This window comes from Aeromonas sp. R4-3 (genome assembly GCF_040908275.1).
Taxonomy (GTDB): domain Bacteria; phylum Pseudomonadota; class Gammaproteobacteria; order Enterobacterales; family Aeromonadaceae; genus Aeromonas; species Aeromonas rivipollensis.
The window spans coordinates 1-22,777 of the sequence record NZ_JBFODK010000031.1 but is presented as its reverse complement, the minus strand read 5'-3'; the positions used below and the strand labels follow the sequence as shown (position 1 = coordinate 22,777).

At 60.9% G+C, this 22,777-nt stretch carries 23 protein-coding genes and 1 tRNA gene; 10 read left to right on the top strand and 14 right to left on the bottom strand.

What is annotated here, in order from left to right:
* Nucleotides 1-30: 30 nt before the first annotated feature.
* Together ubiA and AB5Y91_RS10680 are read right to left on the bottom strand one after the other, a co-directional pair.
* Complete coding sequence (ubiA, locus tag AB5Y91_RS10685; RefSeq protein ID WP_111913513.1) at nt 31-894, bottom strand: 4-hydroxybenzoate octaprenyltransferase; 864 nt, start codon at nt 892-894, stop codon at nt 31-33.
* Nucleotides 891-1,442 (bottom strand): chorismate lyase, encoded by a 552-nt coding sequence (locus tag AB5Y91_RS10680; protein WP_163150196.1) that lies wholly within the window; start codon nt 1,440-1,442, stop codon nt 891-893. Before AB5Y91_RS10680 ends, ubiA begins: the two co-directional genes overlap by 4 nt.
* A gap of 145 nt (nt 1,443-1,587) precedes the next feature.
* Here AB5Y91_RS10680 and AB5Y91_RS10675 point away from each other — a divergent pair, with 145 nt between their 5' ends.
* Nucleotides 1,588-2,022, top strand: a complete 435-nt coding sequence (locus AB5Y91_RS10675; RefSeq protein ID WP_139437790.1) for a flagellar basal body-associated protein FliL — start codon at nt 1,588-1,590, stop codon at nt 2,020-2,022.
* A gap of 75 nt (nt 2,023-2,097) precedes the next feature.
* Nucleotides 2,098-2,268: a hypothetical protein gene (locus AB5Y91_RS10670; RefSeq protein WP_005331100.1), complete on the top strand. Its 171-nt coding sequence runs from the start codon at nt 2,098-2,100 to the stop codon at nt 2,266-2,268.
* Between the two features lie 48 nt (nt 2,269-2,316).
* On the opposite strand, the gene AB5Y91_RS10665 is transcribed toward AB5Y91_RS10670, so the two are convergent.
* From AB5Y91_RS10665 to AB5Y91_RS10650, 4 genes are all read right to left on the bottom strand, one after another.
* Nucleotides 2,317-2,655: a DUF2799 domain-containing protein gene (locus AB5Y91_RS10665; protein ID WP_162520189.1), complete on the bottom strand. Its 339-nt coding sequence runs from the start codon at nt 2,653-2,655 to the stop codon at nt 2,317-2,319.
* A 184-nt stretch (nt 2,656-2,839) separates the two neighbouring features.
* On the bottom strand, nt 2,840-2,962 hold the full coding sequence (locus AB5Y91_RS10660; RefSeq protein WP_080675028.1) for a hypothetical protein: 123 nt from the start codon (nt 2,960-2,962) through the stop codon (nt 2,840-2,842).
* A gap of 72 nt (nt 2,963-3,034) precedes the next feature.
* On the bottom strand, nt 3,035-4,015 hold the full coding sequence (locus AB5Y91_RS10655) for an MDR family oxidoreductase (RefSeq protein WP_368169771.1): 981 nt from the start codon (nt 4,013-4,015) through the stop codon (nt 3,035-3,037).
* Nucleotides 4,016-4,044: 29 nt separating this feature from the next.
* Complete coding sequence (locus tag AB5Y91_RS10650; protein ID WP_368169770.1) at nt 4,045-4,206, bottom strand: substrate-binding domain-containing protein; 162 nt, start codon at nt 4,204-4,206, stop codon at nt 4,045-4,047.
* 346 nt (nt 4,207-4,552) lie between these two features.
* On the opposite strand from AB5Y91_RS10650, the gene AB5Y91_RS10645 reads away from it, so the two are divergent.
* On the top strand, nt 4,553-5,602 hold the full coding sequence (locus AB5Y91_RS10645; RefSeq protein WP_368169769.1) for a glycosyltransferase family 9 protein: 1,050 nt from the start codon (nt 4,553-4,555) through the stop codon (nt 5,600-5,602).
* 17 nt (nt 5,603-5,619) lie between these two features.
* Here the strand turns inward: AB5Y91_RS10645 and AB5Y91_RS10640 are convergent, their stop codons facing one another.
* The 5 genes from AB5Y91_RS10640 to rfaD are packed head-to-tail and all read right to left on the bottom strand — an operon-like array spanning nt 5,620 to nt 11,142.
* Nucleotides 5,620-6,315, bottom strand: coding sequence for a glycosyltransferase family 32 protein (locus AB5Y91_RS10640; protein WP_163138122.1), 696 nt, complete (start codon nt 6,313-6,315; stop codon nt 5,620-5,622).
* Complete coding sequence (locus AB5Y91_RS10635; RefSeq protein ID WP_111913527.1) at nt 6,312-7,043, bottom strand: glycosyltransferase family 25 protein; 732 nt, start codon at nt 7,041-7,043, stop codon at nt 6,312-6,314. The genes AB5Y91_RS10640 and AB5Y91_RS10635 overlap by 4 nt, the downstream gene beginning before the upstream one ends.
* Nucleotides 7,024-8,370, bottom strand: coding sequence for an O-antigen ligase family protein (locus AB5Y91_RS10630; RefSeq protein ID WP_368169768.1), 1,347 nt, complete (start codon nt 8,368-8,370; stop codon nt 7,024-7,026). Before AB5Y91_RS10630 ends, AB5Y91_RS10635 begins: the two co-directional genes overlap by 20 nt.
* The gene (locus AB5Y91_RS10625) at nt 8,370-10,133 is read right to left on the bottom strand and encodes a polysaccharide deacetylase family protein (RefSeq protein ID WP_368169767.1); all 1,764 of its coding nucleotides are present in this window, start codon (nt 10,131-10,133) and stop codon (nt 8,370-8,372) included. Before AB5Y91_RS10625 ends, AB5Y91_RS10630 begins: the two co-directional genes overlap by 1 nt.
* Before the next feature lie 49 nt (nt 10,134-10,182).
* The gene (gene rfaD / locus AB5Y91_RS10620) at nt 10,183-11,142 is read right to left on the bottom strand and encodes an ADP-glyceromanno-heptose 6-epimerase (RefSeq protein WP_025325251.1); all 960 of its coding nucleotides are present in this window, start codon (nt 11,140-11,142) and stop codon (nt 10,183-10,185) included.
* Nucleotides 11,143-11,288: 146 nt separating this feature from the next.
* Here rfaD and AB5Y91_RS10615 point away from each other — a divergent pair, with 146 nt between their 5' ends.
* The 5 genes from AB5Y91_RS10615 to AB5Y91_RS10595 all read left to right on the top strand — a co-directional run bounded on the left by AB5Y91_RS10615 (nt 11,289) and on the right by AB5Y91_RS10595 (nt 17,522).
* Entirely contained in the window at nt 11,289-11,933 is a 645-nt protein-coding gene (locus AB5Y91_RS10615; RefSeq protein ID WP_025325250.1) for a TetR/AcrR family transcriptional regulator, read from the top strand.
* A gap of 184 nt (nt 11,934-12,117) precedes the next feature.
* Nucleotides 12,118-13,308, top strand: coding sequence for a glycine C-acetyltransferase (locus tag AB5Y91_RS10610; RefSeq protein ID WP_234567888.1), 1,191 nt, complete (start codon nt 12,118-12,120; stop codon nt 13,306-13,308).
* An 89-nt stretch (nt 13,309-13,397) separates the two neighbouring features.
* Nucleotides 13,398-14,423 (top strand): L-threonine 3-dehydrogenase, encoded by a 1,026-nt coding sequence (gene tdh / locus AB5Y91_RS10605; RefSeq protein WP_368169766.1) that lies wholly within the window; start codon nt 13,398-13,400, stop codon nt 14,421-14,423.
* A gap of 261 nt (nt 14,424-14,684) precedes the next feature.
* Nucleotides 14,685-15,137 carry a cytochrome c5 family protein gene (locus AB5Y91_RS10600; RefSeq protein WP_005327368.1) on the top strand — a complete coding sequence of 151 codons (453 nt, stop codon included), beginning with the start codon at nt 14,685-14,687 and terminating at the stop codon, nt 15,135-15,137.
* 84 nt (nt 15,138-15,221) lie between these two features.
* A complete protein-coding gene (locus tag AB5Y91_RS10595) occupies nt 15,222-17,522 on the top strand; it encodes a putative bifunctional diguanylate cyclase/phosphodiesterase (protein ID WP_368169765.1) in 2,301 nt (766 codons plus the stop codon).
* Here the strand turns inward: AB5Y91_RS10595 and rep are convergent.
* Nucleotides 17,509-19,521, bottom strand: a complete 2,013-nt coding sequence (rep, locus tag AB5Y91_RS10590; protein ID WP_163150223.1) for a DNA helicase Rep — start codon at nt 19,519-19,521, stop codon at nt 17,509-17,511. The two genes, AB5Y91_RS10595 and rep, sit on opposite strands and share 14 nt — an antisense overlap.
* A 152-nt stretch (nt 19,522-19,673) precedes the next feature.
* Between rep and AB5Y91_RS10585 the strand changes: the two genes are divergently transcribed.
* A complete protein-coding gene (locus tag AB5Y91_RS10585; RefSeq protein ID WP_368169764.1) occupies nt 19,674-20,894 on the top strand; it encodes a cysteine desulfurase in 1,221 nt (406 codons plus the stop codon).
* Nucleotides 20,895-20,907: 13 nt separating this feature from the next.
* Entirely contained in the window at nt 20,908-21,345 is a 438-nt protein-coding gene (locus tag AB5Y91_RS10580; RefSeq protein ID WP_162627434.1) for a SufE family protein, read from the top strand.
* Here the strand turns inward: AB5Y91_RS10580 and tcdA are convergent.
* Together tcdA and AB5Y91_RS10570 are read right to left on the bottom strand one after the other, a co-directional pair.
* The gene (gene tcdA / locus AB5Y91_RS10575; protein ID WP_368169763.1) at nt 21,330-22,193 is read right to left on the bottom strand and encodes a tRNA cyclic N6-threonylcarbamoyladenosine(37) synthase TcdA; all 864 of its coding nucleotides are present in this window, start codon (nt 22,191-22,193) and stop codon (nt 21,330-21,332) included. The genes AB5Y91_RS10580 and tcdA overlap by 16 nt on opposite strands.
* Before the next feature lie 331 nt (nt 22,194-22,524).
* Nucleotides 22,525-22,601 (bottom strand) — tRNA-Asp (locus AB5Y91_RS10570).
* Nucleotides 22,602-22,777 lie beyond the last annotated feature (176 nt).

Below are 22,777 nucleotides of genomic sequence, written 5' to 3'. Positions count from 1 at the left end.
CATGCGGCCTTTTTCATAGATATACGTTTCTCACAGGTAGTGAGCGATCACCCCGAGCAGCACCAGGGCCCCCACATAGTTGTTGTTGAGGAAGGCCTGGAAGCAGGCCTCCCGCTGGCGCTCCCGGATCAGCCGCTGCTGATAGACGAACAGGGCCGCCGCCCCCAGCAGACCCCAGTAATAGCCGGATCCCAGCGCCATCAGCTGACCCACCAGCAACAGGATGAGCAGGGTTGCCAGTTGCAACACGCCGATGATCCGCTTGTCGTGACGGCCAAACAGGATGGCGCTCGACTTGAGCCCGAGCTTGAGGTCATCGTCCCTGTCCACCATGGCGTACTGGGTGTCATAGGCTATGGTCCACAGCAGGTTGGCGAGAAACAGCAACCAGGCGACGGGCGGCAGGGCGTTGGCCTGGGCCGCATAGGCCATGGGAATGGACCAGGAGAACGCCATCCCGAGCACCAGTTGCGGGATAGGAATGAAGCGCTTCATGAAGGGGTAGCAGACCGCCAGCAGCAGGCCGGCGAACGACAGGCCTATGGTGAGCGGGTTCAGGGTCAGCACCAGGGCGAACGAGATGAGCGCCAGCACGGCAAACAGGATCAGCACCTCCCGCGCATCGACCCGGCCCATGGGCAGCGGTCGCCCGGCGGTGCGTTTCACGTGGCCGTCGAAGTTGCGATCCGCATAGTCATTGATGACACAGCCCGCCGAGCGCATCAGGAAGACCCCCACCACGAACACGGTCAGGATCCAGGGATCCGGCAGGCCGCCGGCCGCGAGACAGAGCGCCCACAGGGTCGGCCACAGCAGCAAGAGGGTGCCGATGGGCTTGTCGATGCGGGCCAACTGCACATAGGCCAGTCCCCGCTCCTTGGTTAACAGCTTCACTCCAGCTCCTTATGCGATGGCAGCGAATGAGACGATAGCGAGGGCAGGAAGAGTTCGTGGACCAGCAAGGGCCACTGCCCCAGATAGAGACGGGAGCGGCGCCCCCAGACGGTGGCCGCCTGGCACCAGGGATTGCTCGCGATCTCGAAGCAGGCCAGTTGCAGGTGATCGCGCCGTGCCGGTGCATCACCGAAGATGCGCTCCCCCAGTGGTTGCTCCCCCAGATCCTGCAGACCGCTCCCTTGCAGCGCCGCCTCGGCAAACAGGGTCCAGCCCAGAATGGCCGGTCCGGCGTCACCGTGCAGTATGACCTCGCGGCAGATCCCCACGGGATCCGCAACGGCCACCAGCGCCTGCTCGTCCGACCCCAGCGACACGCTGCGATTGCCGAGCAGTTGCACCGAGAGGTGACTATTGTGGCGCCGCAGGCGCCGGGTCATGGAGTCGGCCTCCAGCAACCAGGGGCGCAGTGCCTCGGGAGGCTCACACTCTGCGGGTGCCCGCCAGGGGACGAGCTGGATGAGGGGAACAGTCAACTCGGACTTCACAGCTTCACCATCCGGAGATTTCCGTTGTCAGGTTAAAATCCCGTTTATTATCCGTAAATCAATGGCGAATTGTAAGAACATCCGTGCTTGACGGCCCCGATGGCAGCATCAAAAATGGGGCATCCGTCGCTGCCGAGCCATCTAGATGAAGATCTTCAGAATTCTGCTGGTGTTATCCCTGGGTTGTACCCTGTTGAATACCCACGCCTTCGCCAACGAGGAAGCGGCCGCCGATCCGGCCTCTGCCGCCGTCCAGCCGGGATTCGCCTATCATGCGCTGGATCCGGACATCATCACCAACTACCTCGGCGATGGCAAAACCCTGGGCTATGTGCGGGTGACGGTGGAGCTGATGGCCGAAAACGCCGCCGATCTCAAGTTGCTGGAACAGCACGACCCCCTGATCCGCGACGCCATCATCCGCCTGATTGGCAGCAAGACAGGCGCCCAGATAAAGTCGCTGGTGAGTCGGGAAGAGCTGCGCAAGGAGTGCGAGGCCAAGGTCAACGAACTGCTGGTCAGAGAGACCGGCAAGAAGGCGGTACGCGAGCTCATCTTCACCAAGTATCTTTATCAGTAATGAACGGCGAGCAGGGTGCCGACCGGCGGCCCGCTCTCCCTACCGCTCCCATTCACTGTCGAGGAAGTCATCGTCATGGGCCACAAGACGCTGTGTGAATGGCGCCGTCACGAGATCCCCGCCGATCTCAAGACACTGCGCAAGATATTGCGCAAACCCAAGTTTGTATGCGGCAAGTGCGCCCGCAGCGCCAATGACAAAGAGTACCTGTGCCAGCCGCTGCGGCTGAAGGAGAAAGGGGAATGAGTTCCCCCACTGCTCGTCGCTCAAGGGTCTGAAGAAGAAGGGGGCGCCCTATTGATCGGTCCAGCCCTGACGCCCCTGCGCAAACAGTTTGCGGGCCTGGACGTCATTGGGGCAGACGCCGCGGTACTCCTCCCCCGATCGCCCGGCCAGATAGAGGTGCTCCGGGCGGCAATACCAGGCCAATCCCTTCTGGCGACCCTGCTCCCACATGGCGACATCCACCTTGGTCCCGCACTGGGTCTGATGGAATTCCACCCGATCGGCGGCGAAACCCAGCTTGCCGTCTCCTTCCCCCACATCGCTCCACACCTTTTCGCAGGGATCGTCCGAGTTGGAGACGCAGCCCCCGAGCAGGGTGGCACAGAGCATGATGACGAGTGAGCGCATAATCATCCTTGGGCGTTGTTTGAGTGGTTTATGGCGTCTCTGGCCTGACGGGCATCCCTCTTCCCACAGCGCCATTTGAGCAGTTCATTCTAACCAGAGCCTCGCCCGGCCACCAAGGGGCATGCTGCCGAACGCACAAAAAATCGGGCGGGCCACCAGGCCCGCCCTCACGCGTTACAGGGAATCACTGATCGTCGAGGGGGTCATAGTCCTGCCAGCCCTCGTCGTCCAGCTCCTCCAGCTCGTCTTCCCAGGATTCCGGCTCCCACTCATCGTCGAGCTCGAAATCCGGCGTCTGCGTACCCATGCTCATTCTCCTTGGATAGTGCACCGGCCTTCAAAGTCTATCCAGAAAAATGGGGCTCGCCAGTGGACCCGGTCAGAGCTTGATCAGGGTGCGACCCGCAACCCGACCCTGGGTGATGGCCTCGGCGGTCTCCACCACCTGCTCCAGCCCGATCTCGGTCACCGCCTTGGCGAAGAAGCTGGCGGGCAGATCCCGCGCCAGTCGCTGCCACGCCAGTTGACGGCGCGCCAGCGGGCACATCACAGAGTCGACCCCCTGCAAGCGCACGTTGCGCAGTATGAAGGGCATGACGCTGGTGGGCAGATCGAAGCCGCCCGCCAGCCCGCAGGCCGCCACGGCGCCGCCGTAATTCATCTGGGCCAGCAGCTTGGCCAACACCTGACTGCCGACTGTGTCGACGGCACCGGCCCACAGCTGTTTCTCCAGCGCCTTGGCCGGTTCCAGCAGTTCGCTGCGTGGCACTATGCGGCTGGCACCCAACGCAGTCAGCATGGCGCCCTGCTCCTCGGGACGGCCGGTCAGTGCCGCGACGCTATATCCGAGCGCCGCCAGCAGGGCCACGGCGGTGGAACCCACCCCGCCCGCCGCCCCTGTCACCAGGATCTCGCCGCTCGCAGGAGTGACGCCCGCCTCTTCCAGCGCCAGCACGCAGAGCATGGCGGTGAGGCCGGCGGTGCCGATGCACATGGCCTGCCGCTCATCCAGCCCGGCCGGCAGCGGCACCAGCCAGTCGGCCTTGACCCGCGCCTGCTCGGCCATGCCGCCCCAGTGTCCTTCCCCCACGCCCCAACCGGTCAGCACCACCTTGTCACCGATCTGGTAGCGGCTGTCGGCCGACTCCAGCACTGTGCCGACGAAGTCGATGCCCGGCACCAACGGCCACTGGCGCGCTATCTTGCCCTTGCCGGTGATGGCCAGCCCGTCCTTGTAGTTGAGGGAGCTGTAGCTCACCGCCACCCGCACCTCGCCCGCCGGCAGCTGGCTCTCGGCCAGTTGGGTCAGGGTCGCCTTGGTCTTGCCATCTTGGTTATCCAGTAACAGAGCCTTGAACATGCTTTCCTCTCGGGGTTGGGGCGCCGGCATCAGGTGCTCTGGCGCTTGTGCAATTCAAATTCGATGGTCTGGGTACCGTCTTGCAGTACCTCGCCAGCCAGTTTACGCAGGATCATCTCCGCGGCCATGTCGCCTATCTTGCGATAGGGGATCTGTACCGACGTCAGGGCAGGATAACAGGCCTGTACCACATCCGAGTCATCGAATCCGGCGATGGCCTGCTGATCACCTTCCTGCTGCCGGTGCTGGGGGATCTCGGCTTTGCCAACACCACCTTCAGCGATGCCGACTTCAGCGTGGTGGGCATACTGCTGGGCCTGACAGTGCGCTGATGCCACTGCGTCCAGGCCAGTCTGCAGGCGCGGTCTATGGGCCGCGCCTGCTGTTAGCGGCAGCCCCAACCCCATCGACGCCGAAAATATCTGCAAACACAGTGCGTTGGATCGGATTTTCAGCCCACAGCGGCAGCATCTGACGGGGGAGTGCGATATGCTGGTGCGCTGACGTTCCACCCCGACCTCACCCGAGGCCTCTTCCATGAAATACCTGGTAGTACAAACCAAACAGATAGGAGATGTGCTGATCTCCACCGCACTGTGCAACAACCTCAAGCAGCACGACCCCGCCGGGGAGGTTCACTATCTGGTCATGGATTACTGCGCGGGGATGGCAGAGGGGAATCCCAACATAGATCGCTTGATCGTCATCGAGAAGGCGCGCCGCAACGAGTGGCGCTACATGAAGGAGTTGCTGCTGGGCATTCGCCGCGAGCGCTACGACGTGGTGATCAACAGCCAGGGCCAGATGATAGGCCTGCTCACCTGTCTCATCTCGGGGGCAAGACTGCGGATCGGCTTCGACTCCTTCCCCTGGCGACTCGGCCACAACCGCATAGTGCGCTTTCGCCATGACACCGAGCATCAGGGCAACAGTACTCTGGTGGATGACAGATTCTCGCTGCTAAAGCCTCTGGGGCTCGCCAGGGAGGATCGCAACTACTATCTCTGGCTGAGTGAAGCGGAGAAGCAACGGGGACGGGAGACACTGCAGGCCGCCGGCATAGATCCGGGCAGGCCGCTGATCGCCATGGGGGTCAATTCCCTTGGGCACTACAAGCGCTGGCCCATCGACTGTTTCGCCGAAGTCGCACGCTGGCTGATAGAGCAGCACCACGCCCAGATCCTGATCTACTGCGGGCCAGGGGAGGAAGAGTACAACCGCAGCCTGAAGCCCTTGCTGCCCACCGCACTGCAGGCCAGCGTGTTTGACCACATACAGACCCGCTCGGTGCGGGAGCTCGCGGGCATCTTCGCCCATTGCCAGCTGTTCGTCGGCAACGACACAGGCCCGCGGCATATGGCACAGGCGCTGGACATACCGCTGCTGACCATAGTCTCTCCCCTGGGTCACTCCGCCATTGCCAACCCCGTATCTCATCCCCGCTATCAGTTCATCAACACCGACCACCAGGATCCTGAGCGGGAAGTCCTGGCCGTTCAACACCAGTTGAGTATGCTCTGGGACCAAGTGACGCGACCCCATGGCAAACCGGAAGAGCCTACCCCCGACCCAATACCAGTCAGGTAACCGACAGCGTCAGATCGTCACTTCCTCAGACGGAAGAACTCCTTCTGCCACTCATAGAGATACCCGGACCACCCCTTGGCCTTGGCCCGCAGGAATACGAGGCCGGATGAGCGCTTCCAGCTGTGCTGGAACCAGTGCGTCATATAACGCTCCGCGGCGGGCTCAAAATGAATGGCTTCCCCCTGATAGTTGTAGAAGTAATGAACGGGGGCGATCAGGGCAGCATCGCCGGACTGAGCCAGCTTGTCTGACACCAGTCTGGTCATGATCTCGGGCCCCATGTACATGGGAGAGGACATGATCTCCTCTTCGTAGAAGCGGACCAGCTCGGACAACATCACCGACTCTTTCCGGGCGTAGATGACAGCGGTGCCGACCAGCCGATCGGACTCGTAGCCTGCGCCAAACGCCACTGACTCGAAGAGCGGGAAGGGATCCTGGTTGATGGTGACATCGGTATCCAGATAGAGACCCCCTTCCTGGGTGAGGATCTTGAGGCGCAGGTAATCGGTCACGAAGGCCAGCAAACCCCGTCGGTAGCACTCCCGGGCAAAGGTGCACTCCTGGATCCAGCGCTTTATCTGCGGGTCCGTATCCAGCCACAGCTTGTAGTCGTAACCCTGCTTTCGCCAGTCGTCGATGCACACATGGGCCAGGGGAGGCAGCCGGTTGCCCAGCCAGATGGCATGAATGGTTTTATTCGTCGCGCTCATGACTTGCCCCCACAGTGCTTCATGTTCCACAGCGTCATTCTGATGAACCGGTAGCAGCGGTACAGCTCACGGGTCAATTTGAACCCCAGCGGTACCTTCTTCAGCTCGACCTGATTCTGGATGTCGCTGCCCATGTCCCGCGGGCTGTAGATGGCATAGGGGATAAGGCCGGTACAGATGAGCCCGGTACGATAGGACTCGCCGATGAAGTTGTCGACCGAGCAGAGCCATCGCTTGCTGTGCGCCAGCAGGCGGCGGGCCCCCTGGGGCGAGATGCTGTAACCCGTGGTCCAGCAGGAGTTGTTGTGCCAGAACATCAGTTGCATGTTGTCTATGGTGGTCAATGCGCTGGCCGACCCGACCTGGGGTTCCACCTTCACATACTCATACTGCTCGTGGACCTTGGGCAGGGTCCCCAGCACCTCTTCAAAATACTGGGTAGGCAGGAAGTCATCTTCCAGAATGAGGATGGGCTCATTGAGTTCGACGCACTTTTCCCACAACAGGAAGTGGCTGGCATAACAGCCCTTCTCCCCCGGGGTCAACGGCCGGCTCCTGAAACGGATCCTGTGCTGGTCATCCGGCAAGGCCTGCAACCGCTCAGGGAGGCCTTCAAAACCATTCACCGCGTTGAAAAACTCGAAATCGATGCCTCTGGCCGCCAGGACGGACTCGACGCGACTGCGCCGCTCGACGGCCCGCTCCAGACTAATGACGTAAATTTTCATGACCTTCCTTTGCAAACTGCTTCAGTTCTCCATGCAGTGCAACCGAGTAGATGGCGCCCATGAAGACGCTGAATACCCACTGCCCGGAGCGCATGTAGAAAAAGGATTCAAAGTTGTTGATGATGAGCCAATAGATGATGAAAGAGATGGTCAGCATCTTGATGAAACGTGAAGAGAGAGAACAGGACAACACCTGACGAGCCACGGTGAAGAGCGTGCCATAGAGCACCAGGAATCCGGCAAGGCCCCAGCACACCAGGGTCTCCATGTTGGAGTTGTGCAGATGACGGAACTCCTGGGTGATGTAATCCGGCAGCGTCTTGGACAGGGTAATGACCAGTGATTGACTGCCATAGCCGGTGCCGAAGAGCGGGTGTGCCAGGAACCACTGGATGGCCTCCAGCCAGGTCCTCAGCCTCACCCCTATGCTGAAATCCTGCACCTCGGTCCAGTTGCCCGTCAAGATGGCATGCACATCCCCTTGATGCCCAAAGCCCGACAGCAGCCTCTCCCTGATGAATGGGACCTGATAGAGGGCCAGCACGGTCACCAGCAAGATGGCGTAGGTCATGACCACCTTGCGTGTTGGCCAATGCTCACCATCCCCGAGCAAGGGAAGGATAGCGAGGGAGACCGAGATGGCCAGCCAGGACTGGCGGGATTGCAGAATAACGGAGAAAACACCGAACAGCACTATGCCGAGCAGTATGCCCCCAGTGGCCAGCGACAGTTTCCTGAATCTTGAGGTGAGCAGCAACAGGACGAAAAACAGAAAGCAGGCGCCCGCGATCAGGGAGCCGTGCTGGGCATTGCGGTAATTGAAATCCACCCTGGCACCGTCGAGCCCCGTCTCGAAGATGGAGAAAAAGGCCGAGTGATAGGCAAAGGTGAAGACGACCCCGACGCAGAAGGTCAGCAAGGTGATGACGATGCGACGCGGTTCCCCTTTCAGCCAGTAGGCGAGGCCGATGAAGAAGAAGAGGTAGGCCATCGACTTCACCGAAGGGTACTTGAGGGCATAGTCATGGACATAATATCGCGATGACACCCAGCTCAGGCACTGCACCACCACGGCCAAACAGAGCAGTTGAAAGACTCTGTTTTTTATGAAAAAAGCCCTGTCCACATAGAATGCCAGCAGAGTCGCGAAGACGATGATGGTCTGGCAGACATCGGCGATCAGCTGTATCGAATCCTTGAACAGGGTGTAACCCAGAATATTCAGGAAGATAAAGTTGCCGAACGCCTTGCCATGAAAAAAGCCGAGAAAATCGTGATTCGTCGACAGGGTCTGATCTTTCATCCCGAGCAATGTGTATTTTCCCATCAAGATTTTCTGAAGACATAGTTGCCACGGATCTTGCGCCACAACCCGAACATGTCGGTGCGGGGGAAGATGGCGATCCGGCGGATCTGAAGCGGATCCCGATGCATGGCCCTGGGGCCGCTGTTGGTGGCCACAGCATAGCGGTAGCCGGCGGCGCAGGCCTCGGCTTTCGCGCTCTCGTTAAGATCCCCGTAAGGGTAGGCAAACGACAGTAGCGGATGGCCAAGCAGCCGTTCCAGCCTCTCCTTGTTGGCCCGGATCTCGCGCGCCTGCTGCTCGGGTGCCAGCGTGCTGAGGCGCGGGTGCGTCTGGGTATGGCCACCGATCTCCACGTGACCGGAGGCCACCAGGGCGCCTATCTCATCGCCATTCATCAGGGCCACCGGCGTATCGGGGTGGGTCGGGTGCTCCACGTCCCAGCGATTGTGATCCTCGCCTGTCACTATGTACACCACCGCCTTGTAACCATATTTTTCCAGCAGGGGCAGCATGCGGGTGAGGTTGTCACGATAACCGTCGTCGACGGTGATCATCAGGTACTTCTTGCCATATTGCAGCCGATGGATGAAGCCCTTGTCCGCCAGATCCGCGAAGGTCAACGTCTCGTAGCCGAGCCACTTCATCAGCTTGAGGTGTTTCTCGAACATGGCGACGGGCAGCCAGGTGCCGTGCACTCCCTTCTCGCTCTCATGCTCGATGAAGCGGTGATACATGATAACCGGCATCTCCCGGCGCAGGGTCTCGACCACGGCATCCTGATAGATGGACTCGAGCCCGCTCACCACCTGCTGCAAATCATATTCCTGCAGGATCCGCTGACGCAGGCTGTCCGGCACCTGCTTGGTGGCCAGCGCCGGGGCTATCTGTCCCTTCAGCGCGATAAAATCGATCGCCAGATCCTGGGGCCCTATGTCGCCGAAGTTGCTGGCCAGCGCCTCGTCCAGATTCTGTTCGGTCACCAGCCCTATGGCCTTGGCCTCGCCGATGGCGAAGGCGGGGCGACCGCACAGCAGGGCCTCCATCGCCACCCGGCCGGCACCGATCACCAGATCGCACTGCGCCAGCAGAGCGGGCACATCGTCCACGTAGCCGACGAAATCGACCTTGTCCTGGAAGCGGGCAAAGCGCTCCGGCACCTTGGTGCCGCTGACGACACGGACCTGGCAGGCGTCCAGGTCCAGTACCTCGTCCAGCAAGCGATAGCAGAGCTCTCCCTTGGGGCCGCTCAGTCGACCTATGATGGCGATCACCGGCCTGGCGTTGTCCGGTGCCGGCACAGGCTGGAATCTGTCGGTCTCTATGCCGTTGCGCAGCACCTGCACTGTGGCGGGATCCACCCCCAGGTTGTTGATGATCTGGCGGGCTATATCTTCGCACACCGCCACAGCCCGATAGCCGAGGGCATGAAACGCCTTGCGGGAGGCATGCACCGGCTGACGGCCATGAACTGTGGTGATCATGGGGGTGCCGGTCAGCTTGCAGGCCACATAGCTGCTCCAGCCGGAGGCGCGGGAGTGGGCATGAACCAGCTGGATGTGGTGCTTCCTGATGAGATAGATGAGGTAAAACACATGCCAGAAGCGGCGCAGTATGCTGCGCTTGTTGAACCTCAGCTTGAATACGGGCCCCTGCGTGGGCTTGGTCAGGGTATCTGACACGTAAAAGACGTTGTGACCACGCCGGGTCAGCTCGTTGCCGACCGTGGTGGCATAGACCTCAGCTCCCGTGACTTCGAGCTGGGAGAGTGCCATCAATATGTTCATGCAAGCGCATCCGATCGACGGGCGGCCAGGGCCGCCCGTCAGAGGGGGATCAAGCCCGGTTCAACCAGGCCATGTAATCGGCCACGCCTTCGGCGACAGTCTTGAACTCGCCGTCATAACCGACGCCACGCAAGCGGGTCAGATCGGCCTGGGTGAAGCTCTGATAGCGACCCTTGAGGTGATCCGGGAAGGGGATGTACTCGATGGCGCCTTGCTGGTGATGCTTGATCACGGCCTCGGCCACGTTCTGGAACGGCTCGGCACGGCCGGTACCGCAGTTGAAGATGCCGGAGTGCTGCGGGTTCTGCCAGAACCAGAGGTTCACCTTGCAGACGTCGTCCACATAGATGAAGTCGCGCATCTGGCCGCCATCCGGGAAGCCGTCGCAGCCCTCGAACAGCTTGGGATTGTCCCCCTGCTTCACCTGGTTGTTGAGGTGGAAGGCGACGGAAGCCATGGAGCCCTTGTGCTGTTCGCGCGGGCCGTAGACGTTGAAGTATTTCAGGCCCACGACCTGGGAGTCGATCTCCGGCAGCCAGCGGCGCACGTATTGGTCGAACAGCTGCTTGGAGTAGCCATAGACGTTGAGGGGCTGCTCGAACTTGGGATCTTCGATGAAGTTGTCGTTGCGGCCGCCATAGGTAGCGGCGGAGGAGGCATATATGAAGGGAATTTCCCGCTCGATGCAGTAGTGGAACAGATCCTTGGAGTACTCGTAGTTGACCTCCATGATGAACTTGCCGTTCCACTCTGTAGTCGCGGAGCAGGCACCTTCGTGGAAGATCACCTCTATGCCGCCATCCCATTCTTCAAACTCGTCACCGGAGACGATCCGCGCCTGGAACTCGTCCTTGTCCATGTAGTCGGCGATGGTGAGATCGACCAGGTTGACGAACTTGGTGCCGTCGGTCAGGTCGTCGATGACCACGATATCGGTCCGTCCTTGAGCGTTCAGCTGCTTGACCAGATTGCTGCCGATAAAGCCAGCACCGCCAGTTACTACGATCATGGAGTTTGCCTCGCGTACGTTGATGGCCCCGTGTGACTGCCTGTTAAAGCTGTGTATAGTGGGCCAATTTGAAATTGCCGAAAAGTTTATCACGGGCCGCCAGGGGATTCGACCTCGGCGCACAGGGCCCGGCAGAGGGATCAGTGATGAAGACCAGAGACAGGATCATCCACAGCGCCACCGAGCTGTTCAACGATCAGGGTGAACGCAACATCACCACCAACCACATTGCCGCCCATCTCGGCATCAGCCCGGGCAACCTCTATTACCACTTCCGCAATAAAGAAGACATCATCCACTCCATCTTCGATCAATACGCCCGCCACCTGAGCGAGAGCTTCACGCCGGCCCGCAGCCACGAGATCAAGCTGGAAGATCTGATGGGTTATCTGGATGCCATCTTCTATCTGATGTGGCAGTTCCGCTTCTTCTACGCCAACCTGCCGGACATCCTGAGTCGCGACGAACCCTTGCAGCACAAGTACCTCAAGGCCCAGGAGCAGCTGCGCGCCGCCGTGGAAGCACTGCTGAGAAGCCTGCGCGAGGGCGGCATCATAGACGTCAGCGACGAAGATCTGCCGGATCTGGGCCAGACCATCAAGATGGTGGTCACCTGCTGGATCCCCTTCCAGATTGCCCAGGCGCCCCATACCCGCATCACCAAGCCCTTGCTTTATCAGGGGGTCTTGCGGGTGCTCTTCCTGCTGCGCCCCTATGTGCAGCCCCAGGTGATCGCCCAGATCCGCCAACTGGAGCAGCACTACCACCAACTGGCCCAACCAGCAGGGTGAGATCTGTTTCACAATTGTTGAATATCAGCATAATAATTTGAATTGGTGCGCAACGATTGCAGTAAAATGTTGCCCATTCCAGGGTCTGTCGACGTTTCGTCACGACCGCGACGACGTCACTCCGTGCACCTCGCACGGCCCAAGATCCTGATAACACAGTCGACACAGTCAATGAGGACCGAGGATGTCTAACGGATTCTATCGTCACCTGGCCGAACAGCTCGAACAGGTCAAGGCGGAAGGGCTATACAAGCAGGAACGCATCATCACCTCGGCTCAGCAGGCCCAGATTGCGGTGGGCGGCGAGCAGGTTCTGAACTTCTGTGCCAACAACTACCTGGGGCTGGCCAACCACCCGGATCTTATCGCCGCCGCCCATCAGGGACTCGACAGTCACGGCTTCGGCATGGCTTCGGTACGCTTCATCTGCGGTACCCAGGACCAGCACAAGGCGCTGGAGCAGAAACTGTCCGCCTTCCTCGGCACCGAGGACAGCATCCTCTACTCCTCCTGCTTCGATGCCAACGGCGGTCTGTTCGAGACCCTGTTCGGCGCCGAAGACGCCATCATCTCAGATGCGCTCAACCACGCCTCCATCATCGACGGCGTACGGCTGTGCAAGGCCAGGCGCTATCGCTACGCCAACAACGACATGGCCGAGCTGGAAGCCCAGCTCAAGCAGGCCAATGCCGACGGCGCCCGCTTCAAGCTGATCGCCACCGACGGTGTCTTCTCCATGGACGGTGTCATCGCCGACCTCAAATCCATCTGCGATCTGGCCGACAAATACGACGCCCTGGTGATGGTGGATGACTCCCACGCGGTGGGCTTCATCGGCGAGAACGGCCGTGGCACCCACGAATACTGCGGTGTGCTGGACAGGGTCGACATCATCACAGGCACCCTGGGCAAGGCGCTCGGCGGCGCCTCCGGCGGCTACACCTCTGGCAAGAAAGAGGTGATCGACTGGCTGCGTCAGCGCTCCCGTCCCTACCTCTTCTCCAACTCCCTGGCCCCCTCCATCGTCTCGGCCACCATCAAGGTGATCGACATGCTGGCCGACGGCCACGCGCTGCGGGCCAGCCTGAAAGAGAACAGCGAGTATTTCCGCACCCGGATGAGCGCCGCCGGCTTCACCCTGGCCGGTGCCGATCACGCCATCATTCCGGTCATGCTGGGGGATGCCAAGCTGGCCGCCGAGATGGCGAGCCGCATGCTGGCGGCCGGCATCTACGTGGTGGGCTTCTCCTTCCCCGTGGTGCCCAAGGGCCAGGCCCGCATCCGAACCCAGATGTCTGCCGCCCATACCCGCGAGCAGCTGGACAAGGCCATCGATGCCTTCATCCGCATCGGCCGCGAGCTCGGTGTGATTTGATCACATGGCTAGCTGATTAAAACGGGGGCCAAGGTTGGGCCCCATTTTATTACCCTCTGTACCCGGCACAGCGCCGTGAGGAATCTGTCATGAAAGCACTCTCCAAACTCAAATCCGAAGCCGGCATCTGGATGACGGACGTCCCGACTCCCGAGCTCGGCCACAACGATCTGCTGATCAAGATCCGCAAGACCGCCATCTGCGGCACCGACATGCACATCTACAACTGGGATGAGTGGGCCCAGAAGACCATACCCGTGCCCATGGTGGTCGGTCACGAGTACGTGGGAGAGGTGGTCGCCGTCGGCCAGGAAGTGCGCGGCTTCGCCATCGGCGATCGCGTCTCAGGCGAAGGCCACATCACCTGCGGCCACTGCCGCAACTGCCGCGCCGGTCGTACCCACCTGTGCCGTAACACCATAGGGGTCGGCGTCAACCGCCCGGGCTCCTTCGCCGAATACCTGGTGATCCCGGCCTTCAACGCCTTCAAGCTGCCGGACAACATCCCCGATGAGCTGGCCGCCATCTTCGATCCGTTCGGCAACGCCGTGCACACAGCCCTCTCCTTCGATCTGGTGGGTGAAGACGTGCTCATCACCGGCGCCGGCCCCATCGGCATCATGGCTGCCGCCGTCTGCCGCCATGTGGGTGCCCGTCACGTGGTGATAACCGACGTCAACGAATACCGCCTCGAATTGGCCCGCAAGATGGGCGCCACCCGCGCCGTCAACGTGGCCAAGGAGAAGCTCTCCGACGTGATGGACGAACTCGGCATGACCGAAGGCTTCGATGTGGGGCTGGAGATGTCCGGCGTGCCCAGCGCCTTCCAGGACATGATCGACAAGATGAACCACGGCGGCAAGATTGCCATGCTCGGCATTCCCCCCTCCACCATGGCCATCGACTGGAACAAGGTGATCTTCAAGGGACTGTTTATCAAAGGGATCTATGGTCGCGAGATGTTCGAGACCTGGTACAAGATGGCCAGCCTCATCCAGTCCGGCCTGGATCTCAGCCCCATCATCACCCATCACTTCCACATCGATGACTTCCAGCAGGGCTTCGAAGCCATGGGGTCAGGCAAGTCCGGCAAGGTGATCCTGAACTGGGATTGATGAGCCGTGGATGTCATGTGCAAAGGCTCGGTCCGGCACAGGGATCCTGAGTGGAGACAAGTCAGCCTTTTTCACGGCTGATTGCAAAAACCCGGCGAAAGCCGGGTTTCTTTTTGCTCTTGCCTTGCCTGCTGCCCCTGCCGCCGCAGAAACTTTGTTTGCAGATTGCTTAACACTTCACACACAAGCGTTTAAATGCCTGTAACTATTCGGTTATAATCCCGTCGTTTTCTAGGGATAATAAGAGCCTGCTGGGAGTACATGAGCGTGTTGAAAAAACTGAGCTATTTGCTGGCTGCCGGGATGGCGGCCGCCACCCTGTCCGGCGCCGTCTTTGCCGCCGATGAGATGTCGACGGAAGCCATCGCCGAGCGCATAGCCCCGGTCGGCCAGGTCTACACCGCCAAGGATCTGGAAGGCATTGCGACGGCCGCGGCCGCCCCTGCTGCCGCCTCGTCCGGTCCCCGTGATGGCGAAACAGTGTTCAAGGGTGCCTGCTTTGCCTGCCACGATACCGGAGCGGCCGGCGCGCCCAAGCGCGGGGACAAGGCGGCCTGGGAACCACGCATCGCCCAGGGGTTCGACACCCTGCGCAAGCATGCCATCGAAGGCTTCACCGGCAAGGCCGGCATGATGCCGGCACGGGGCACTTGCGCGGCCTGTAGTGACGAAGAGATCGAAAACGCCATTCACTACATGATCGACAAGCTCTAAGTGGTTGAAAGGGCTCCTATTGCAGCCCTTTCAATCCAATCACTTCCGACTACGCTTGTAGGTGAGTTTATTCGGGAGTATTGCATGTCAGTCCAGCCCCTCACACCGCCAGATCCCCCCCCCTTGCTGGCGGTCGTTTCTTCCATCATGGATTTTCCCGCGCCCGGCATCGCCTCCCCTGAGGATTACGCCAGACTGGTAGAGCAGCTGGGCAGACTCTGCCCCCTGCAGCACTTTGCCATGCTGGGGCTGGCCGATGGAGGCCTGCACTGGCTGTATGCACATCAGCTGCCCGAGGCGTTCAAGCAACAGCTGGGGCGTGAAGGGCCCCGTCTCACCGAACAGCTCACCCGACTCGATGAACATCAGGGATGGTGCGTGCAGGCGGTGGAGCACTATGAGGTGCAATGGCTGCTGGCCCGCGGCGCCCCCGAACAGGCCCCGACCCTGAGATTGCTGCTGGAATGTCTGGCCAAGCGCCTGCACGAAACCCAGACCGGCACCCAGCTGGCGGGGCAGGCTTCCCCCCTGATGCAGCGGGATCCCCAATGGCAGCAGAAGATTGAAAAAATCAGCCGTATCATGCGGTTGGCCCACAACCTGCCGCAGCATGCCCTGTTTTCCCAGCTGGAGGCCGTGCTGCGCCAGATGCTGGCCGTCAATGACATGCTGCTGGTCCGCCTCGACAACCAGCGGCTGGAGAAACTCTATCCGACGCGGCTCGCCTACGATGACGACGTCATCAGGGCCCTGTGCCACAGCACCAACAGCATAGAGCGCAGCGAGGCCGGGTTGTTCTGGTACAGCCTGCCCCTGCGCCAGCAGCAACAGTATTTCGCCCACCTCATCATCAATACTGCCCAGCCCCTGGAAGCCGATGACAGGCTGTTCCTCGACTTCCTGCGCCACCAGTTGACCCTGCTGCTTGAGCTCAAGAGAGTCAGGCAGCAGCTGGATGAACTCAACTCGGAAGAGTCCATCAACCAGCGACTCCAGCAGCTGCGCCAGACCAACCTGCGGCTACAGAAACGGCTCAGACATCATCAGGAGCTGGAGCGGCGACTCCAGTTCAATGCGCTGCATGACCCGCTTACCCAGCTGCCGAACCGGGCCCTGCTGATGAACCACCTCCACCATGCCATGACCCGTTACCGCCGTTACCAGACGGCCGGCTTCACCCTGATCTTCGCCGACGTGGATCATTTCAAGCAGGTCAATGACGCCCTGGGCCACAGTGCCGGCGACCAGCTGCTGCAGGAGCTGGCCAAGCGTCTGCAGAGCTGCATCCGGCAAAATGACATGGTGGCCAGGCTGGGAGGCGACGAGTTCGTCATCTACCTGGACAACAGCCAGCAGGAGGAGGACGTCAGCCCCGTACTCAACCGCATTCTAGGCCGCATTGCCCACCCGTTCCGGCTTCAGGGCAATGAGCTGACCGTCACCGTCAGCCTGGGGGTGGCCAGCGTGTCGGAGCAGACCACGGACATCAGCGAGCTGCTGCACCAGGCCGATCTCGCCATGTACCAGGCCAAGCGCAATGGCCGCAGTCGCATCGTCATGTACTCAGACGCCTGCATGGAACACTCAGGCTCGCCGGAAGAGCGGCTGTTCAGGGCCTTGCGGGAAGGCAGGATAGTGCCCTACTTCCAGCCGGTGATCAGACTGAAAGAGAGTCGTCTGGTGGGGCTGGAGGTGATGGCGCGCTGGATCACCGAGGAGGGAGAACTGAAGGATGCCTTCGACTTCATTCCACTGGCCGAGCAGTGCGGCCTCATTCAGGATCTGGATCGCCAGATCCTCAGGCGCACCTGCCAGCAGCTGAAGGGCTGGCTGCAGATTTCGGACGGCGGTCGCTTCAAGATATCGCTCAACCTGTCCGGCAAGCACCTGGCCAGCCGCGAGCAGATCATGGCGCTGGTCCACATCATGGAGGAGGAGGGGGTGATGCCCGGCTACTTCATCTTCGAATTCAACGAGCGGGAGCTCTCCAGGCAGAGTGCCGACTCACTCACCTCGCTCCATGAGCTCAGGGCCAAGGGGATTCAGATCAGCCTGGACGACTTCGGGACCGGCTTCTCCTCCCTCAATGCCCTGTTCCACTTCCCGGTGGACTACATCAAGGTGGATGACAGCTTCACCCATCGCATGCTGAACTCCCCCAAGGACCTGGCGCTGATCCGTGCCATGCGGGACATCTGTCAGGATCTCGACTTCACCCTGGTGGTCGAGGGCATAGAGAACCAGCAGCAGTTGCAGAAGCTGATCGAGCTGGGCTGCGCCCTGGGACAGGGGCGCCACATATCCCCGCCTCTGCCAGGATCCGACATCATACCGCTGCTCACCCAGGCAGAGCCCCCGGCCGAACCTTCACTCAATCCTTCTTGAACAGGGCCCTCAGGTTGGCGACTCCGACCTGCCCCTTCTGCTGGCGCTCCTCGGCCGTCACCTTCTTCTGGTTTTCCCACTCCAGATCGTCCTGGGGCAGCTCCAGCAGGAAGCGGCTCGGCTCGGGACGCACCGACTCGCCATACTGACGCCGCTCCTTGCAGAGGGTGAAGGTCAGTTCGGTCTGGGCCCGGGTGATACCCACGTAGGCGAGACGACGCTCCTCCTCCACGTTGTCCTCGTCGATGCTGGTCTGGTGGGGCAGCAAGCCCTCCTCCATGCCCACCATGTAGACATAGGGAAACTCCAGCCCCTTGGAGGCGTGCAGTGTCATCAGCTGCACCTGATCCGCATCGTCTTCCCCTTCGTTGCGCTCCATCATGTCCCGCAGGGTGAGGCGAGTGACCACCTGGGCGAGCGTCATGGCCTCTTCCAGCTCGTCCCCCTCCAGCATCTCGGTGATCCAGCGATAGAGGGTGGAGACGTTCTGCATCCGCATCTCGGCCGCCTTCGGGCTGGGGGAAGTCTCATAGAGCCACTCCTCGTAGTGGATCTCCTTGATCATGTCCCGCACCGCCTCCACCGGGTTGCCCCGCTGCGCCTGATCGCCAAGCCGCACCAGCCAGTTGGTAAAGGCCTGCAAAGCCACCAGACCACGGCCGGAGAGGTGCTGCTCCAGCCCCAGCTCGAAGCTGGCGGCAAACAAACTCTTGCCGCGCTGGTTGGCGTACTGCCCCAGCTTCTCAAGCGTGGTGGGGCCGATTTCCCGGCGCGGCAGGTTGACCACCCGCAGGAAGGCGGTGTCCTCGTCCGGATTCACCAGCAGCTTTAGATAGGCCATGATGTCCTTGATCTCGGTGCGGGAGAAAAACGAGGTGCCGCCGGAGATGCGATAGGGGATGCGGTTGGTCATCAGCGCCTTCTCGAAGATGCGCGACTGATGGTTGCCCCGATAGAGGATGGCGTAGTCCTTGAACCGGGTGCGATTCATGAACTTGTGACCCATCATCTCGGCGGCGATCCGCTCCGCCTCGTGCTCCTCGTTCTTGGCGAACAGCACCTTGACCGGCACCCCGTAGTCGAGCTCGGAGAAGAGCGCCTTGTCGAACACATGGGGGTTGTTGGCGATCAGTATGTTGGCGCATTTCAGAATACGCCCCTTGGAGCGATAGTTCTGCTCCAGCTTGATCAGCTTGAGGCTGGGGAAATCCTCGTTCAGCAGCACCAGGTTCTGGGGCTTGGCACCGCGCCAGGAGTAGATGGACTGATCGTCATCCCCTACCACTGTGAAGCGGGCCCGCTCGCCGACTATCTGCTTCACCAGCTCGTATTGGCTGGTGTTGGTGTCCTGATACTCGTCGACCAGCAGGTAGCGGATCTTGTTCTGCCAGCGGGTACGCACCTCCTCGTTGTTCTTCAGCAGCAGGGTCGGCATCACGATGAGGTCATCGAAATCCAGCGCGTTGTAGGCCACCATCTGGCGGTGATAGCGCTCGTAGAGCTGGGCCATCAGCACCTCTTCCGGCCCCCGGGCGATGCGCATGGCGCGCGCCGGCAGTATGAGGTCGTTCTTCCAGTTGGAGATCTGGGTGATGAGGGCCGAGAGCTTGTCCTTGTCGTTGTCCAGCTCGGCCTCGGTCAATTCTTTCAGCAGCGCCAGCTGATCGGTGTCGTCGAACAGGGAGAAGTTTGCCTTGAGATTCAGACTCTTGTGCTCGCGACGTATGATGTCGAGACCCAGAGTATGGAAGGTGGAGACCATGAGCCCCCGCGCCTCCTTGCGACCCAGGGTCTGGCCGACCCGCTCCTTCATCTCCCGCGCCGCCTTGTTGGTAAAGGTCACAGCGGCGATGTTGCGGGCGTTATAGCCGCACTGCTGCACCAGGTAGGCGATCTTGTTGGTGATGACGCGGGTCTTGCCCGATCCGGCACCCGCCAGCACCAGGCAAGGGCCGGAGACAAACTTGACCGCTTCGTTCTGATTGGGGTTGAGCTTCATGGGCCGGATCTCTTGGCTTATGATGAGGGGCGGCATTGTAACAGAGATCCCGCGGGCAGCCGAAACCGGACACAGGATCCCGCCACTTCGCCTTGTGTTTGCCCGTCATTTTCCGGATCATGGCCGACTTTTCCAGAGGAGATGAGGGGAGCATGAATCAGCAAGAGCACGCCCAATTGCGTAGCCAGTTTCCGGCCCTGGCGCAGGAGGTGAACGGCCACCCTCTGATCTATCTGGACAACGCCGCCACCACCCAGAAACCCCAGGCCGTGCTGGACGCCATAGCTCACTACTATCGGGCCGACAATGCCAATGTGCACCGCGCCGCCCATGCCCTGAGCGGTCGCGCCACCCGCGCCTTCGAGGCAGCCCGCGAGACGGTCGCCCGCTTTATCAATGCGCCCCGCAGCCATGAGGTGATCTGGACCCGTGGCACCACCGAGGCTATCAACCTGGTGGCCCAGAGCTGGGGGATGAGCGAGCTCAAGGCGGGGGACGAGATCGTCCTCAGCACCCTGGAGCACCACGCCAATATAGTCCCCTGGCAGTTGATTGCCGAACGCACCGGCGCCCTTATTCGGGTCATTCCGCTGGATAAGCGCGGGGATCTGGATATGGAGGCTTACCTGGCCATGCTGGGGCCGCGCACCCGACTGGTGAGCGTGGCCCATGTCTCCAATGCCCTCGGTACCGTCAATCCGGTGGAGCAGATAGTGGCGGCCGCCAAGGCGGTTGGTGCCCTGACCCTGATCGACGGCGCCCAGGCGGTTGCCCATCTCGAGGTGGATGTACAGGCCATAGGCTGCGACTTCTATGCGTTCTCCGGTCACAAGCTCTATGGCCCGACCGGCATAGGCGTGCTCTGGGGCAGAACCGAACTGCTGGAGCGCATGCCACCCTGGCAAGCGGGGGGCGAGATGATCGACAAGGTCAGCTTCAGCGGCACCACCTTCAATACCCTGCCCTTCAAGTTCGAGGCGGGCACTCCCCATATTGCCGGTGCCATAGGGCTCGCCGCCGCCATCGACTTTGTCAGGGCGCAAGACAGAGCTGCCCTGGTGCGCCATGAGCAAGCACTCACCGACTATCTGGTGACAGGCTTGCGCCAAGTGCCGGGCCTGCGCCTCATAGGTGAACCGGCACAACGGGCAGGGGCTGTCTCCTTCCTGCTGGACGAGATCCACCCCCAGGATGCCGCCACCCTGCTCGACATGCAGGGGATCGCGCTGCGGGTCGGGCACCACTGTGCCATGCCGCTGATGGAGAGCCTTGGCATCGGCGGCACCCTTCGGGCCTCCCTGGCCTGCTACAACGATCGGAACGATGTGGATGCCCTGTTGGCGGCGCTGCACAAACTCAGTGACTTCTTCTAAGGCAGACAAACTCATGAGCAGCCTAGCAACCTATACCCAGATCGGCCTTGAGCCCAACGCTGACACCATCCGCCAGCAGTTTGCCGCCGCCCACGGCTGGGAGAACCAGTACCGACTCATCATCCAGCTCGGCAAGCAGCTGCCCGCCCTGCCTGCCGAGTGGCAAACCGAAGAGCACCGCTTGAAAGGCTGCGAGAGCCAGGCCTGGCTAAAGAGCGAAAAGGGGGAGGATGGCTGCTGGCACTTTGCCTGTGATTCCGATGCCCGCATAGTGCGCGGCCTTATCGTCATCGTACTGGCGGCGCTCAATCATCAGACCGCCGACGCTATCCAGACATTTGACGTGGATGGCTATTTCAGCGAACTGGGGCTCGAGAAACACCTGAGCCCGTCACGAGGTAACGGGCTCAGGGCGATCGTGCTGGCGATTCGGGCTCAGGCCTCCGCCTGATCCCCGGCCACCGGCGGCTGCGATATATCCTCGCGACTGTCCATGAGGGCGGCACGCTCCACCCTCGCGCCCCGTTCGGCAATCTTCTTCAATACCCGGGAGGCGGCCACCAGACCGAAGGTCGCCGTCACCGGCGTCACGGCGCCAAAGCCGGAGGCGCAATCCATCTTCATGTTGCCGTCGCTGGCCGCCTTGGCCTGACAGGTGCCGCCCTGGCCATCCGGGTAACTCAGCTGCTCGGTTGAGAAGACACACTCCACCCCGAATTTGCGCGCCGGATTCTTGCTGAAGTTGTGCAGCCGGCGCAAGTCGGAGCGCACCTTGGCGGCCAGCGGATCCTGAATGGTCTTGGCCAGATCCGCCACTGTGATTTGGGTCGGATCCATCTGCCCGCCAGCACCGCCCGCTACTATCACCGGGATCTTGTTGCGCTTGCAGAAGGCAATCAGCGCCACCTTGGCCTTGACCGAATCGATGGCATCCACCACATAGTCAAACTCCCGCTTGATATGCTCGGCCAGGTTATCGGCGGTGACGAAATCGTCCACCTCGATCACCTCGCAATCCGGATTGATGGTACGAATGCGCTCGGCCATGACTTCTGTCTTGAGGCGGCCGACCGTGCCCTGCATGGCGTGGATCTGACGATTGGTGTTGGTGATGCAGATGTCATCCATGTCGATCAGGGTGATCTGATTGATGCCGGCACGGGCCAGCGCCTCGGCTGCCCAGGAGCCGACCCCGCCTATCCCCACCACGCAGACCCTGGCCTGGCTGAAGGAACCAAGAGCGCTCTGACCATAAAGACGGGCAATGCCCCCGAATCGCTGTAGATATTCTGCTTTCATACCACCACCTTGCTTGAGGGCGGCCATTATAGCGGCAACCACGGTCAGCGGCGATGATCGGGTGATAATGGTGTTGATCCGAGGGGGAAATGAGTAGTGTCTGGATTCTTGAAACGAAAAAAAGCCCAGTCTTTCGACTGGGCTTTCTAAATAGTGGCGGAGCGGACGGGGAGGCGGACACGGTCCGGCTCAAGCACAAGGTGCCACAGGCAGGGACCGAGTTGCCAGTGGCAAGTCGCAGCCCTGTCTGTGGTCCCCTGTTTCCTTAATCCCGTTCGCGAATATCCAAAAGCAAAAAGGCCTTCCCTTGAGGGAAGGCCTTTCAAATTAGTGGCGGAGCGGACGGGACTCGAACCCGCGACCCCCGGCGTGACAGGCCGGTATTCTAACCAACTGAACTACCGCTCCGCATTCGGTTAGCTTTCGCTAAATCTTCTGCCGCTTACTGAGGTGCCATCCTCGCAGCCAGTGATGTGATTTTTCACATCGCTGTTTAATTGGGTGCCTGGCAGTGTCCTACTCTCGCATGGCGAATGCCACACTACCATCGGCGCTACCGCGTTTCACTTCTGAGTTCGGCATGG